This window comes from Streptomyces sp. NPDC050704 (assembly GCF_040654355.1).
Classification (GTDB): Bacteria; Actinomycetota; Actinomycetes; order Streptomycetales; family Streptomycetaceae; genus Streptomyces.
On sequence record NZ_JBFAHW010000002.1, the window covers coordinates 74,600 to 88,164 of the forward strand.

Genomic DNA, 13,565 nt, shown 5'->3' on the forward strand with positions numbered 1-13,565 from the left:
GAGCTGCTGTTCTTCGTCAGCCCTTGGGGTTCTTGGTCCACTTGCCCTTCTTGCAAGTGTCATCGTCCCACCACCATGCGTCGTTCTTGCACACCACGACGCGGCCCTTGGTGATGTTGAAGTTGCCGCTGTACCCAGCGATCTTCTTCGTGATGCCCTTGCCCTTGCAGTCATCGTTGTAGTTCCAGACACGAGCATCGCCGTCGACGACCCCGCCCCACGCGTTCTTGAACTGCATGAAAGCGAAGGTGTCGTAGTCGTCGCGGCACCGCTGGTCGTTGACATACACCTTGACCTTGCCGGTCGAGCCCGGGCCCGCCCACTTCCAAGAGGCGTGTGCGTAGCCGAACTTGGCGTTGGCCTTGGAGTGTGCCCTCTTGGCGCGGTCCTCCTGGACGGAGTTGCCGCCCTGGGAGGAGGAGCCGTCCTGGGCGACCGCCGTCGCCATGCCGCCGGTCGTGAGCAGCACGGCAGTGCCGAATCCCACGAGAGCTTTCTTGGCCACCAACATGTTTCTCCCCGTTCTGCACCGAGCTGGTCGGGGCCGGTGCACCCCCTACTGACTCATCCAAGGTTGCTGAGACAGCCGGGGGTGAACCAGGTGTTTCGGGCGTACCCGAAACCGGGGGAGGCGGCGGTACTCCGGAACAGAGACCCGGGGACGCGGACCGCTTCACGTCGTTCGTGCTGTCGGCGCCGCAGGTGGTGCGGTTCTTCGACTCCGTACGCGGCTGAGGTTCAGTATCGACGTTCCGTATCGAGGTTCAGTACGGACTCGGTCGGGCGCATGGCGAAGGCGGCGGCCCGGGGATCGGGGGCCGCCGCCTTCGCGTACGGGGGGTGTCTCGGGCCGTGCCTCGCGGGCGTCGGCCGGCCGGGTCAGTACCAGCCGTTCGCCTGCCAGAAGGCCCAGGCCTCGACCGGGCTGCCGTAGCGGTCGTTCATGTAGTCCAGGCCCCACTCGATCTGGGTGGCGGCGCTGGTCTTCCAGTCGGAGCCGGCGGAGGCCATCTTCGACGCGGGCAGCGCCTGGACCAGGCCGTAGGCACCGGACGAGCTGTTCGTCGCGTCCACGTCCCAGCCGCTCTCGTGCTCGACGATCTTGCTGAACGCGGCGTACTGCGCGTCGTTCGGGATCATCTTCTGCGCGATCGCCTTGGCCGAGGCGTCGGAGGCCGCCGTGGGGCTCGCGGCCTGGGCGGGGGCCGCCGCCAGAACCATGCCGGCGGTGGCGGCGGCCACTGCCGCACCGGTGAGGGCCTTCTTGGGGGAGGCGACGCGACGGACGAGGGCGGAGACGGACCGGGTGGAGACGAACACTGAGAACCTTTTTCTTCGGGGATGGGGCGGTCGCTCGTACGCCGTGGAACGGGCCTGTGCTGCGAGCCCCGGCATACGTCGGCGCCGAGGCCCGGGTGGGCTCGTCGGCGCCTTGCGACTGCTCCAGAGAAACAGGATTGCGGGGCGTCCGCAATGACCCCTTTTGCTAGTCGTGGTCGTATCCGCCGGAAAAGGTCCTTCTGTGACGTGGCTCTCAATCCGCAGGTCAGGGGCCGTTACGACGCGGGCATGACAGAGGAAACGATCTACGATCACGCTTCGTAAGTGACCTAGGTCCTGTGGGGCGCCTCACCATGTGTGTAACAGGCAGTGGTTGACGGTTCTACGGGGTGCGGTCGGGCGGTGTGACGGGCGCCGCACCGCGCGGGGCCTCGAACGTGACCGGGGTCTCGAAGGCCGCCCGCCGCGTGGCCCGGCGCAGCGCCTTGAGGACGGTCGCGCCGAGCGTGAGCGTCAGGACGACGGTCACCACCGCCCGGCCCAGGTCCCAGCCGAGAGAGGTGGCCAGGCAGTAGGCGACGAAGCGGGCCAGGTTGGTGTCCACGCCGTCGTGCGGGTCGAAGGCGACGTTCGACGACAGTGCGGCCATGAAGGGCCAGCCGGCCAGGTTCATGAACGTGCCGTACGCGAAGGCGGCGAGGAAGCCGTACGAGGCGAGCATCAGCAGCTCGCCCCGACCGCGCAGCCGGTCGGGGCCCGGGAGCAGCCCCGCGCCCATCGTGAACCAGCCCATGGAGAGCATCTGGAACGGCATCCACGGCCCGACCCCGCCCGTGAGCAGCGCGGACGCGAACATCGTGACCGCCCCGAGCACGAACCCGAACCCCGGCCCGAGCACCCGCCCGCTCAGCACCATCAGGAAGAACATCGGCTCGATCCCCGCCGTCCCGGCCCCGATCGGCCGCAGCGCGGCACCGGTCGCGGCGAGCACGCCGAGCATGGCCACCGCCTTCGGACCGAGCCCGGACTCGGAGATCGTCGCCGCGACGACCCCGACCAGCAGCACGAGCAGCCCGGCGAAGAGCCAGGGCGCGTCCTTCGAGTGGGCCCCGGCCTGGGAGGTGGGCCCGCTGAAGAACGGCCAGGTGAGCGAGGCGAGACCGATGACGCTGACGAGGGCGAGAGTGGCGAGGGAGCGGGGGCCCAGGCGGATGGGGCGGGCTTGGGGCTGACTCACAGGTCCACTCCCTCTTGTCGCTCTTCCCGTCCGGGCGCGCGGAGCGCCTCGCGCACCTGGGCCACCGTGAGCCACTTCTGCGGGGCGAGGATCTTCGTGACCTGGGGTGCGAAGGAGGGGGAGGCGACGACGACCTCGGCGGTCGGGCCGTCGGCGACCGGCTCCCCGTCGGCGAGGATGACGACCCGGTGGGAGAGCTCGGCGGCCAGTTCGACGTCGTGGGTGGCCAGGACGATGGCGTGGCCCTCGGCCGCCAGCTTCCGGAGGATCGCGACCAGGCGGGACTTCGCCGCGTAGTCCAGGCCGCGGGTCGGTTCGTCGAGGAGGAGCAGGGGCGGGCGGGCCGTCAGGACGACGGCCAGGGCCAGGGCGAGCCGCTGGCCCTCGGAGAGGTCCCGCGGATGCGTGGCGTCGCCGATGCCCGGCAGCAGCCCGGACACCAGGGCCCGGCACGTGCCCGGCTCCGCGCCCGCGTCACCGTCGGCGGCCGCGCACTCGGCGGCCACCGTGTCCGCGTACAGCAGGTCGCGGGGCTCCTGCGGTACGAGGCCGACGCGGCGGATGAGATCGCGGGGCGCCGTCCGATGGGGCTCGACGCCACCGACCCGTACGGAACCCGCCGCGGGTGGGACGAGGCCGACGAGGGCGGAGAGCAGCGTGGACTTCCCGGCACCGTTGCGACCCATGAGGGCGACGGTCTCGCCGGGGACGACGGTGAGGGTGACCTGGCGGAGCACTTCGGTACGGCCCCGGCGGACGGAGAGGCCGTCAATGACCGCTGCTTGGTTGGGAGTTGGGGTGCCGGTGGAAGGACGCCTGCGGAAGAGCCGGGGGCGGCGGGCGGGTACGGCGGGCGTAACGCCGCGACCACCGGTGGCCGGGTCGCCGCCGGTGGTTGGGACGCTGGCGGTGGCTGGGGCGGCACCGGTGGTTGGGACGCTGGCGGTGGCTGGATCGGCGCCGGTGGTCGGGTCGGGCCCGGTGGCAGTCGCGGAGGTGTCTCCGGCCACCCGCGGGTCTGTTCCGGCCGCGCCCGTGTCGGCGACCTCGTACGCGGCCCCCTCCAGCCGTTCCCGCAACGCTCCGGCCCGCCGGCGCGCGTCCCGCACCGTCAGCGGCAGGGGCGACCACTCGGCGAGCCGGCCAAGGGCCACCACCGGCGGGTACACCGGGGACACGGCCATGACCTCGGACGGCGTGCCCAGCACCAGCGGGACGCCCGGCGCCGGGAGGAGGGCGACCTGGTCGGCGTACTGGATGACGCGTTCCAGGCGGTGCTCGGCCATCAGGACCGTCGTGCCCAGGTCGTGGACGAGGCGCTGGAGAACAGCGAGTACCTCCTCCGCGGCGGCCGGGTCGAGGGCCGAGGTCGGTTCGTCGAGGACCAGGACCCTGGGGTGCGGGGTGAGGACCGAGCCGATCGCGACGCGCTGCTGCTGGCCGCCGGAGAGCGTGGCGATGGGGCGGTCGCGGAGATCGGTGAGGCCGAGCAGGTCCAGGGTCTCCTCGACGCGACGGCGCATCACGTCCGGGGCGAGGCCCAACGACTCCATGCCGTAAGCGAGTTCGTCCTCGACCGTGTCCGTCACGAAGTGCGACAGCGGATCCTGGCCCACCGTGCCGACCACGTCGGCGAGTTCACGCGGCTTGTGCGTCCGGGTGTCCCGGCCTGCCACCGTCACCCGCCCGCGCAGCGTGCCGCCCGTGAAGTGCGGGACCAGCCCGCTCACCGCACCCAGGACCGTCGACTTCCCGACCCCGGACGGTCCGACTAGCAGCACCAACTCACCCTCGGGGACCGTGAGTTCGATCCCCTGGACGCTGGGTGCGGGGGCCCCGTCGTACGTCACGGAGACATCCTCGAAGCGGATCATGAGGGCTTGGGCTCCTTGGCGGCCGGGGTCTGGGCCGGGGCTGGTTTCGGGTTCGGTTTCGATTTCGGATTCGGGTTCGGGTTCGGTTTCGGGGCTACGAAGGAGGGGGCTAGGCCGAGCAGGATCGCCACCGCCGGCCACAGGGGGAGCGTCGGGGCGGTCAGGGGGACGACGCCGGGATGCAGCGCGGCCGAGTCGTACGACGCGTACAGGATCAGCAGCGCCGCGGCCGCCGCGCCGGACGCGGCGACCAGCCATGCGCGCACGCCCCACACGTCCGGCCGGTACCGCGTGCGCAGCGAGCGGCGGCCGCCCAGCCAGAGTCCGACGAGGGCCGCGGCCAGCCCGGCGAGCAGCACGGGCAGGCCGTAGCCGCCGCCTTCCGCGGTGAGCACGCCGTACGTTCCCGCGCAGACCCCGACCAGACCGCCGAGCGTGCACACCGCGGTGGTACGGCGGACGGCGGCGGGCACCTCGGCGCTGCGCCCGTACCCGCGTGCGTCCATCGCCGCCGCGAGCGCGACCGAGCGCTCCAACGCGCCCTCCAGGACCGGGAGTCCGACCTGGAGGAGACCGCGCAGGCCGCTGTCGGGACGGCCGCGCAGGCGGCGCGCGGCACGCAGCCGCTGGACGTCCGCGATCAGGTTCGGGGCGAAGGTCAGCGCGACGACGACGGCAACTCCCGCCTCGTACAAGGCTCCTGGGAGGGACTTGAGGAGGCGGGCCGGGTTCGCGAGGGCGTTCGCCGCGCCCACGCAGATGAGGAGCGTGGCGAGTTTCAGGCCGTCGTACAGGGCGAAGACGAGGCCTTCCGCGGTGACGCGGCCGCCGAGGCGGATGCCCTGGGCCCAGTCGGGGAGCGGGAGTTCGGGGAGGGTGATCAGGGTGTGGGTGCCGGGGATGGGGGAGCCGAGGAGGACGGCGAAGGCGAGACGGATGCCGAGGACGACGAGGGCCAGCTTGACGAAGGCGCCGTAGGAGCGGGCCCAGGGGGCTTCCGTACGGCGAGTGGCCACCACATAGCCCGCCACACCGATGAGGAGGGTGAGGAGGAGCGGGTTCGTGGTGCGGGAGGCGGCGGTGCCGAGACCGAGCGCCCAGAGCCACCAGGCGCCGGGGTGAAGGGCGTTGGAGCGGGTTGCCGGTGGGGCGGCCAGCCGCCGCTCGGCCTTGCGGGAGGGGCCGCCCGGAGCTTTGGGCACAGTGGCGGCGGCAGCAGCGGAAGGAGTGGCAGACCGGTCATCGCCGGTGGGAGTCATCGCGGCGGCCCCGTCAGCCGCGGCGCCGACGCGCCTGCCAGACCGCCGCCGCGCCCAGCACGGCCACTGCCGCCACCCCGACGACCAGTCCCGCGGACGGCCCACGATCCCCGGACCCACTCTCGCTGTCTGCACTCTCCGCACTGTCTGCACTGTCTGCACCGTCGGTGTCGTCTGCGCTGCCGGTCCGGGGTGAGGCCGTGGCCGGCGGCTCGTCGCCGCCGCCCGACACCGCCTCGCCGCACCCCGTGCGCGGGTACCCCGCGATGGCGCACAGCAGCGCGTTCGTGTCGTAGCGCAGGGGCTTCGCGACGGCGGCGAGGGCGTCCGCCACCGTCGCGTCGTCGGCGACGCGGGCGCAGGCGGTACGCGGACGGGGCGGCGTCGAGCCGGACGGCGCGTCGGCGGCCGTACCGAAGTCGAGGATCAGGCCGACCCGCTTCGAACCCTCCCGTGCCGGTGTCCTCGCGCAGATCGTCGCGAAGTCCGCCGAGCCGCGAGGCTTCGCCGCGTCCTTCGAGTCCTCGCTCACCGAGAACCGGAACCCCTGGACGTCACCGTCCGAGGGCCGGGCGGTCGACGGCCCCTGGGTCGCGTACACCCACGTGTCGGTGTCGGTGCCGGTGCCGGTGCCGGTGCCGGAGGCTCGGTCCCAGAAGGACCAGTAGCGGTAGCCGACCGCCTGGGCCTGCCCCGCCGCGGCCGTCGTGCCGAGCGCGGCGAGCAGGAGGCCCAGGACCAGCAGAGCCAGGCGGCGGCGGGTCACGGCTGCTGCTTCTTGTTGCGGCCGCTGATGAGGAACCCGACGCCGATGCCGCCGACCAGGCCGACCCCGACGATCCACCAGACGCTGACCCCGCCGTCGTCGCCGTCCTTCTTCTCCTCGGTCGCGGTGTTCTCGTCGCGCGGGTCGGAGGAGTAGTCGGCGCCCGCGGGACCCGTCGCACCGAGCTGCTTCACCAGGTCGGCGCCGCCGAAGTCACGCGGGTCCGTGCCGGTGGCGTGCGCCGCGAGGATCAGCTGCGCGTACGCGGCCGGGCCGCTCTTCGCCGCCCAGGTACGGGAGTTCTTCGCCAGCCAGGCCAGCGGCTTCTCGGCGTCGGCGGTCCGGCCCGCGGCGGCGAGCGCGACGACCGCGTCGGCGGTGTTGCCGTGGTCGGGCTGGTCCTCGGCCCCGGCGAGGGCGGACTTCAGATAGCCGTCCTTGGCGACCGCGCCCGCGAGGTACGCGGCGCCGTTGGCAGCCGCCTCCTGACGAGTGAAGGAGTCGCCGCCCACGCACGCGGTGTCCTTCGAGGTCTCCCCGGCCTCCGTCACCAGCCCCTTGCCGAGCGCGCCGAGCACCCCCGCCGCCGTGGCGTCGGCGTTCGCCGCGAGCCCGCCCTTCTTGCCGGGCTGGAAGGCGAACGCGCCGCCGCCGTCCTCGTCGCAGGGGACGGAGAGCCCGCGCAGGGCGTCGTACGGCGTCCGCTCCTGCGACGGCACGTCCTCCAGATCGGTACCCGCGGCCGTCAGGGCCCCGATCACGACGGAGGTGGAGTTGGTGTCGCTGGCTCCGCCGGGGGCGTATCCCCAGCCACCGTCCTCGTTCTGTACGGACTTCAGCCACTTCACGGCGGCGCCGGTCACGGAGTCGTGCCCGCCGAGCGCCTCCAGGGCCTGTACCGCTACGGCGGTGCTGTTCGTGTCGACCATCGTCTTGGCGTCGCACTTCGCGCTCGCGTCGGCGCGGTAGGGCGCGAAGGCACCGTTCGCGCACTGCTGCCCTGTGAGCCAGTCGACGGCATCGGCCGGGGGCTTCACGTCCAGGGTGTGGAGGGCGAGCAGGGTGAGCGACTGCCGCCAGACACCGTCGTACGTGGGGTCGGTGCTGCCGTACAGACCCGTGGCGATCGCCTGGGATGGGGACGTCGAAGGGGACGCGGAAGGGGACTCGTCGGCGAGGGCGGCCGGCGCGAACGCCGTACCGATCACGGCGGTTGCGGCCAGTACCGCGGCGCTGCGGCGAACAAACATGATCGGCGGGTGCCTCTCTGAGCTCATCGGCTCTCCTGCGGGGAGCCGGGCAGCCCAGAGTCCCGGGCGGCTCGGCTCCGTATGCCTCGACGGTGCCGGTCACCGGCGGTCCCGGTGACGCGAGCCGGTCACGTCCGCACGGGGCATTCCGGCTCACCGCCCGCCGTGAGGCCGGGGACGATTCACGGTTGCGGGTCAGCGCCGGATTTGCACCGGCTTCCCCCCGTACGACTGTGATGACGACCTGCTCACTGTACCGGCCCGTAGCCGGGACCCTCAGGCCTGCCGGTCGAGGCCGGTAACTTCGGCACATGGAGAGTCACAACAGCCACATACGGGTCGGCGAGCTGCTCGGATCGGGACGTACGGCGGATGTCTACGCGTTCGAAGAGGGCGGGGCGAACGAGGTGAACGGGACGTGGGTGCTCCGCCGCTACCGGGACGGTGGCTACGGGGACGCGCCCGCCGAGGCGGCCGTCATGGAGTACGTACGCCGCCACGGCTACCCCGTGCCACAGGTGCGGGCGGCGGTGCAGACGCCCACCGACCTGGTGATGGAGCGGCTGTCCGGGCCGACCATGCTGCGGGCGTTCCACGACGGCCTGGTCGGGCCCGAGGAAACCGGAGCCACGCTCGCCCGTCTGCTGCACGCCCTGCACGCCTTGCCGCCCCGGCTCTCCACCGACCCCGCTGCCCGGGTCCTCCACCTGGACCTGCATCCGGACAACGTGATGCTCACCCCGGCCGGCCCACGCGTGATCGACTGGGCCAACTCCGAGGAAGGCCCGCCCGGCCTGGACTGGGGCACCTCGGCCGTGATCCTCGCCCAAGTCGCGGTCGGCGACGATCCGTTGGCGAAACCGGCCGGCGCGATGCTGGCCGCCCTGCTCGCCGGCAACACACACAAGGTGACGGACGAGGGCCTCACCGAGGCACGCCGCCGACGAGCCGCCAACCCGACCATGTCGGCACGGGAGACCGAAGTCTTGGGTGACGCCGAGGAGTTGATACGGCGCTTGTTGGGCTAGGCGCCTGCTAGGCGCCTTCCGTGAGATCGAGGAGCGCCCGGGTGAGAGCGTCGGGCGGCTGCGCCTCGCGTACGAGGACCGTGGTCACCGCCCGCAGCGCGCGGGCGAGTTCGGGGCGGTCGAGGGAGCGTACGAGTGTCTCTTCCAGCGGTCCGGTGACGGCCGGAGGCAGCCGGTCCGCGCCCTTCGCGTAGGCGGAGGGGAGGCCGAGGCTCAGACAGGCCAGGGTCAGGACGTGATCGCGTACGGCACTGATCCAGTGCTCCGCCTGCCAGCGGGCGCCGCGTTCCAGGGAGATACGGGCGTGCAGGACGTGGTGCCAGGCGAGGCCGGTGAGGTGGTCGCGTTCGGAAGGTCCGGAGAGTTCGGAGGCGGAGGGGCCGGAAGCTCCGGAGAGTGTCGTACGGGGGTGGGTGGCGGGCTGGGTGGTGGCCTCGCCGAAGACGACCCGGAAGGCTCCCTCGCCGAGCGGGCCGAAGGATGCGGCGGGGGTGAACCCCAGGTCCACCTCCAGGAGTTCGGGGAGCAGGAACGCGCGGTAGACGGCCGGGCCCGCCCGCAGGTCGAAGTGGTGCAGGGCGCCGAGGGTGTCGTACACGTACGTGCTCCAGTCGGCGAGCACCTCCGTCACCGGGCCGGTGCCTGTTCCGAAGAAGAGGTCCACGTCGGACCAGCGGTCCTCGGCGTCGCGCGCGGCTGAACCGGTGAGGGCCGCGCCGGTGATCCGCTCGTCCGCCCGGGCCCGCTCCAGCAGTTGCTCCCGTACCTGTTGCCGCCGCTCCACCGTGAACATGAACAGGACCGTAATCCATGGAAGTTCACGGGAGCTCGCGGGAAGGACGGGAGCTCACGGCACCGCGTGCGGTACCGGGACCGTTGCGTTTGTGGGCTGGCAGAGGATGAGGGCGAGGTCGTCGGTGGGTGGGGCGCCGGTGTGGATGAGTAGGCGGGAGTAGAGGGTGTGGAGCGCCTCGTCGGGGAGTGGGTCGCGCAGGGCGTGGGCGGCCTCGGTGAGGAAGGGGAAAGGGGTGCCGTCGGGGGCGCGGGCCTCGGTGAGGCCGTCGGTGTAGAGGAGCAGGCGGTCGCCCGGCTGGAGGCGTACGCGGTACTGGTGCGGATCGGGGCGCAGGCCCAACGGGAGCGCGGGGACGGCCGGTTCGAGGAGTTCGACGCGGTGGCCGGAGCGCAGGGGTGCGGGATGGCCGCAGTTGACCAGGCGTACTTCACCGGGTGCGAACTCGGCGAGGACCGCGGTGACGAAGTCCTCGGCGCCCATCTCCGGCGCGAGACGTCTGTCCAGGCCGGTGGCCAGGGACGCCAGGTCCGGGACGGTGTAGGCGAGTTCACGGAACCCGGTGAGCGTGTCGGCGGTCAGCCGCACCGCGTCCAGGCCGTGTCCGCGTACGTCGCCGACGAGGACCCGCAGGCCGAACGGCGTCACCGCCACGTCGTACAGGTCGCCGCCGACCGTCGACTCGCGCGCGGCGCAGTGGTAGCGCGTGGAGATGTGCGTGCCGCCGAGGTTCTGGGAGAGGGGCCGCAGGATCGCCTCCTGCGTGATCCGGGCCACCTCGCGCACCTCGGCGAGCTTCGCCGTGAGGCGGTCCCGCTGCCGCGCCGCGTACACGGTCAGCGCACAGCCGAGCAGCAGCCCGCCGAACCGTACGGTGAACTCGGGCGCCAGGACCGTACCGCCGCTGATCCCCATCGTCACGCCGATGGCCACCGAGCAGCAGCAGACGAACACCGTGTGCCGCACGCCCAGCCGTAGGCAGGCCAGCAGCGGGCCGATGAGCAACAGGACGACAAAAGGGTGGACTTGGTCGAGGAACAGGGTGAGCGTGCCGACGAGCACGCAGACGGTCAAAGGGGCCAGGAGTCCGAGGGGCGGGATGACGTCGCGGGGGTGGGGGTGGAGATCACCGAGTCGCCGCCGGGGCAGCCGCAGTCCCAGCCCCGGTCCCAGTCTCAGCTTCCGACGCAGGCGCCCCCGCCGGCGCCCTGGCGGGTCCCTGTCGTCGCCGGTCATTCGGCCCCCACCTCTCTCCGTCACTGCACGACGGTCTCCGAATATCTCCTTCCTCACCCGCAGCGACGGGACGTTGATCACATCTTGGCGGAAGGTGCCCGGAAATGACGGGGAGGGATCGTGTTTGTGCTCGGGCGTCGGAGCGGCACGCCGCGTCCGCGCGATCGAGTCAAACGGCCACGTACGTCACCGGATCGCTCCCCGCCACCGCCTCCACCTGCCCCAGTTTCACCAGTCGGCGCAGGTGGGCCTCGGCCTCCGAGACCGCGATGTTCCTTGAGCCGTACGGGATTTGGTCCCAGGGGCGGTTCCACTCCATGAGCTCCGCGAGCTGCCAGGGAGTGAGCGGGGTGGTGAGGAGGGAGCGGAGGCCGGTGAGGCGGGCCTCGTGGTGCGTGAGCAACTCCCGTACGCGCGAAGGTGCGTCGGTGAACGCGTGCAGGTGGGCGGGCAGGACCTCGGCCGGGCCGAGACGGCCGATCCGCTCCAGGGAGTCGAGGTAGTCGCCGAGCGGGTCGGGGACCGTGTCGTCGTTCGGGTCCTGGTACAGGCCGATGTGCGGGGTGATCCTCGGGAGGAGGTGGTCGCCGGAGAACAGGCGCCCGTGGCCCGGCAGTTGGGCCGGGTGGGTCTCCTCCAGGTGGAGGCAGACGTGGCCGGGTGTGTGGCCCGGCGTCCAGATCGCGCGGAGCCGGCGGCCCGCGAGGTCGAGGAGTTCGCCGGGGACTATCTCCCGGTCGGGAAGCGCGGGGGAGAGGCCGGGGAGGTTCCGGGGGCGGCGGGCGTCGCGCATCGGCGCCACGTGTTCCTCGGGCGCTCCCGAGGTCGTCAGCTTGGCTGCCATGTAAGCCAACCAGCGCTCGGGTCGTGTGTCGCGAGTGCGCCGCACGATCGAGATGTCGGCGGCGTGCATGGCGATCCACGCGCCGGACGCCTCCCGGACCCTGGCCGACAGGCCGTGGTGGTCCGGATGGTGATGGGTGATCACCACTCCGTGGATCTCGCCCGCCGACGTCCCGCACGCCACCAGGCCCTCGGCCAGCGCGTCCCAGGACGCCGGATCGTCCCAGCCCGTGTCGATCAGTACGGGCCCGCGATCGGTGTCCACGACGTACACGAGTGTGTACCCGAGGGGGTTGTCCGGGATGGGGACCTCGACGGACCGTACGCCCCCGCCGTGGTCGGTGACCTGTGCCATGGGTTCCCCTGTCGCCGGCTTCCGGTCACTATAACTAGAACCGGTTCCAATGGGAGCCCAAGTCACCTGTCTGGTGAGGTCCGTGGACTCCTCCAAGTAGAACTGGTATCAGTTCCAGTGTCTGATGCACCGTCAGAGACGGTCCGAGACCGTCGGAGAACGTCCCCCGGAGAGGCAGTCGGCCATGACCGAGCTCGTGGAACACGGACAGCTGTTCATCGGCGGGGAGTTGGCCGCTCCCCTCGGCAACGACGTCATCGAGGTGATCTCCCCGCACACCGAAGAGGTCATCGGCCGGGTGCCGCACGCCTCGCGGGCGGACGTCGACCGCGCGGTGGCCGTCGCGCGGACCGCCTTCGACGAGGGCCCCTGGCCAAGGATGTCCCTCGACGAGCGGATCGAGGTCGTCACCCGGATCAAGGACGCGATCGCCGTACGCCACGAGGAGATCGCCCGCGTCATCTCCTCCGAGAACGGCTCCCCGTACTCCTGGAGCGTCCTCGCGCAGGCCCTCGGCGCGATGATGGTCTGGGACGCGGCGATCACGGTCGCACGCGACTTCACGTACGAGGAGACGCGCGACGGAGTGCTCGGGCGCATCCTCGTCCGGCGTGAGCCGGTGGGCGTCGTGGCGGCCGTGGCGCCGTGGAATGTCCCGCAGTTCGTGGCGGCGGCCAAGCTCGCGCCGGCGCTGCTGACCGGCTGCACAGTGGTGCTCAAGCCGTCGCCCGAGTCGCCGCTGGACGCCTACATACTCGGCGAGATCACGAAGGAGGCCGGGCTGCCGGAGGGCGTCCTGTCGATCCTGCCGGCGGACCGCGAGGTGAGCGAGTACCTCGTCGGGCATCCCGGGATCGACAAGATCTCCTTCACCGGCTCGGTGGCCGCGGGCCGACGGGTGATGGAGGTGGCGTCACGCAACCTCACGCGCGTGACACTGGAGTTGGGCGGCAAGTCGGCGGCCGTGGTGCTCCCGGACGCGGACATCGACACATCCGTCCCCGGGATCGTCTCGGCGGCCTGGATGAACAACGGCCAGGCGTGCGTCGCCCAGACCCGCATACTCCTGCCTCGCTCGCGCTACGACGAGTTCGCGGAGGCGTTCGCCTCGGCGGCGGGCGCGCTGGTGGTCGGCGACCCGCTGGACCCGGCGACCCAGGTCGGCCCCCTGGTGGCCAAGCGCCAGCAGCAGCGCAACCTCGACTACATCCGCATCGGCCAGGAGGAAGGCGCCAAAATCCTTACGGGCGGCGGCCGTCCACCCGGCCTGGACCACGGCTGGTACGTCGAGCCGACCCTCTTCGGCGACGTCGACAACTCCATGCGGATCGCCCGTGAGGAGATCTTCGGCCCGGTGATCTGCCTCCTGCCCTACGGCGACGAGGCGGAGGCGGTGAAGATCGCGAACGACTCCGACTACGGGCTGAGCGGCAGTGTCTGGACGGGGGACGTCGCCCACGGCATCGACATCGCCCGCCAGGTCCGTACCGGCACGTACTCCGTCAACACCTTCAGCCTCGACATGCTCGGCCCCTTCGGCGGCTACAAGAACTCCGGCCTGGGCCGCGAGTTCGGGCCCGAGGGCTACGGCGAATTCCTGGAGCACAAGATGATCCACCTCCCCGCCGGCTGGGAGGCGTGAC

Annotated in this window: 12 protein-coding genes and 1 riboswitch; of the genes, 2 read left to right on the forward strand and 10 right to left on the reverse strand. The window is 71.8% G+C overall.

What is annotated here, in order from left to right; all coding sequences use genetic code 11:
* Positions 1 to 16: 16 nt before the first annotated feature.
* The 7 genes from AB0I18_RS01370 to AB0I18_RS01400 all read right to left on the reverse strand — a co-directional run bounded on the left by AB0I18_RS01370 (position 17) and on the right by AB0I18_RS01400 (position 7,667).
* Positions 17 to 487, reverse strand: a complete 471-nt coding sequence (locus tag AB0I18_RS01370; RefSeq protein WP_363103269.1) for a hypothetical protein — start codon at positions 485 to 487, stop codon at positions 17 to 19.
* A gap of 392 nt (positions 488 to 879) precedes the next feature.
* Positions 880 to 1,320 carry a transglycosylase SLT domain-containing protein gene (locus AB0I18_RS01375; protein WP_363103270.1) on the reverse strand — a complete coding sequence of 147 codons (441 nt, stop codon included), beginning with the start codon at positions 1,318 to 1,320 and terminating at the stop codon, positions 880 to 882.
* Positions 1,321 to 1,663: 343 nt separating this feature from the next.
* Positions 1,664 to 2,518, reverse strand: coding sequence for an ECF transporter S component (locus tag AB0I18_RS01380; protein ID WP_363103271.1), 855 nt, complete (start codon positions 2,516 to 2,518; stop codon positions 1,664 to 1,666).
* The gene (locus tag AB0I18_RS01385; RefSeq protein ID WP_363103272.1) at positions 2,515 to 4,392 is read right to left on the reverse strand and encodes an ATP-binding cassette domain-containing protein; all 1,878 of its coding nucleotides are present in this window, start codon (positions 4,390 to 4,392) and stop codon (positions 2,515 to 2,517) included. The genes AB0I18_RS01380 and AB0I18_RS01385 overlap by 4 nt, the downstream gene beginning before the upstream one ends.
* Positions 4,389 to 5,549 carry a CbiQ family ECF transporter T component gene (locus AB0I18_RS01390; RefSeq protein WP_363103376.1) on the reverse strand — a complete coding sequence of 387 codons (1,161 nt, stop codon included), beginning with the start codon at positions 5,547 to 5,549 and terminating at the stop codon, positions 4,389 to 4,391. The genes AB0I18_RS01385 and AB0I18_RS01390 overlap by 4 nt, the downstream gene beginning before the upstream one ends.
* A gap of 115 nt (positions 5,550 to 5,664) precedes the next feature.
* Positions 5,665 to 6,417, reverse strand: a complete 753-nt coding sequence (locus AB0I18_RS01395) for an SCO2322 family protein (protein WP_363103273.1) — start codon at positions 6,415 to 6,417, stop codon at positions 5,665 to 5,667.
* On the reverse strand, positions 6,414 to 7,667 hold the full coding sequence (locus tag AB0I18_RS01400; RefSeq protein ID WP_363103377.1) for a prenyltransferase/squalene oxidase repeat-containing protein: 1,254 nt from the start codon (positions 7,665 to 7,667) through the stop codon (positions 6,414 to 6,416). Before AB0I18_RS01400 ends, AB0I18_RS01395 begins: the two co-directional genes overlap by 4 nt.
* A gap of 141 nt (positions 7,668 to 7,808) precedes the next feature.
* Positions 7,809 to 7,890: riboswitch (cobalamin riboswitch) on the reverse strand.
* Between the two features lie 88 nt (positions 7,891 to 7,978).
* On the opposite strand from AB0I18_RS01400, the gene AB0I18_RS01405 reads away from it, so the two are divergent.
* Positions 7,979 to 8,695 (forward strand): aminoglycoside phosphotransferase family protein, encoded by a 717-nt coding sequence (locus AB0I18_RS01405; protein WP_363103274.1) that lies wholly within the window; start codon positions 7,979 to 7,981, stop codon positions 8,693 to 8,695.
* 7 nt (positions 8,696 to 8,702) lie between these two features.
* Here the strand turns inward: AB0I18_RS01405 and AB0I18_RS01410 are convergent, their stop codons facing one another.
* The 3 genes from AB0I18_RS01410 to AB0I18_RS01420 all read right to left on the reverse strand — a co-directional run bounded on the left by AB0I18_RS01410 (position 8,703) and on the right by AB0I18_RS01420 (position 11,922).
* Positions 8,703 to 9,488: a hypothetical protein gene (locus AB0I18_RS01410; protein WP_363103275.1), complete on the reverse strand. Its 786-nt coding sequence runs from the start codon at positions 9,486 to 9,488 to the stop codon at positions 8,703 to 8,705.
* A 54-nt stretch (positions 9,489 to 9,542) separates the two neighbouring features.
* Complete coding sequence (locus AB0I18_RS01415) at positions 9,543 to 10,724, reverse strand: PP2C family protein-serine/threonine phosphatase (protein ID WP_363103276.1); 1,182 nt, start codon at positions 10,722 to 10,724, stop codon at positions 9,543 to 9,545.
* A gap of 169 nt (positions 10,725 to 10,893) precedes the next feature.
* The gene (locus AB0I18_RS01420) at positions 10,894 to 11,922 is read right to left on the reverse strand and encodes an MBL fold metallo-hydrolase (protein ID WP_363103277.1); all 1,029 of its coding nucleotides are present in this window, start codon (positions 11,920 to 11,922) and stop codon (positions 10,894 to 10,896) included.
* A 184-nt stretch (positions 11,923 to 12,106) separates the two neighbouring features.
* On the opposite strand from AB0I18_RS01420, the gene AB0I18_RS01425 reads away from it, so the two are divergent.
* Positions 12,107 to 13,564 carry an aldehyde dehydrogenase gene (locus AB0I18_RS01425; protein WP_363103278.1) on the forward strand — a complete coding sequence of 486 codons (1,458 nt, stop codon included), beginning with the start codon at positions 12,107 to 12,109 and terminating at the stop codon, positions 13,562 to 13,564.
* Position 13,565 lies beyond the last annotated feature (1 nt).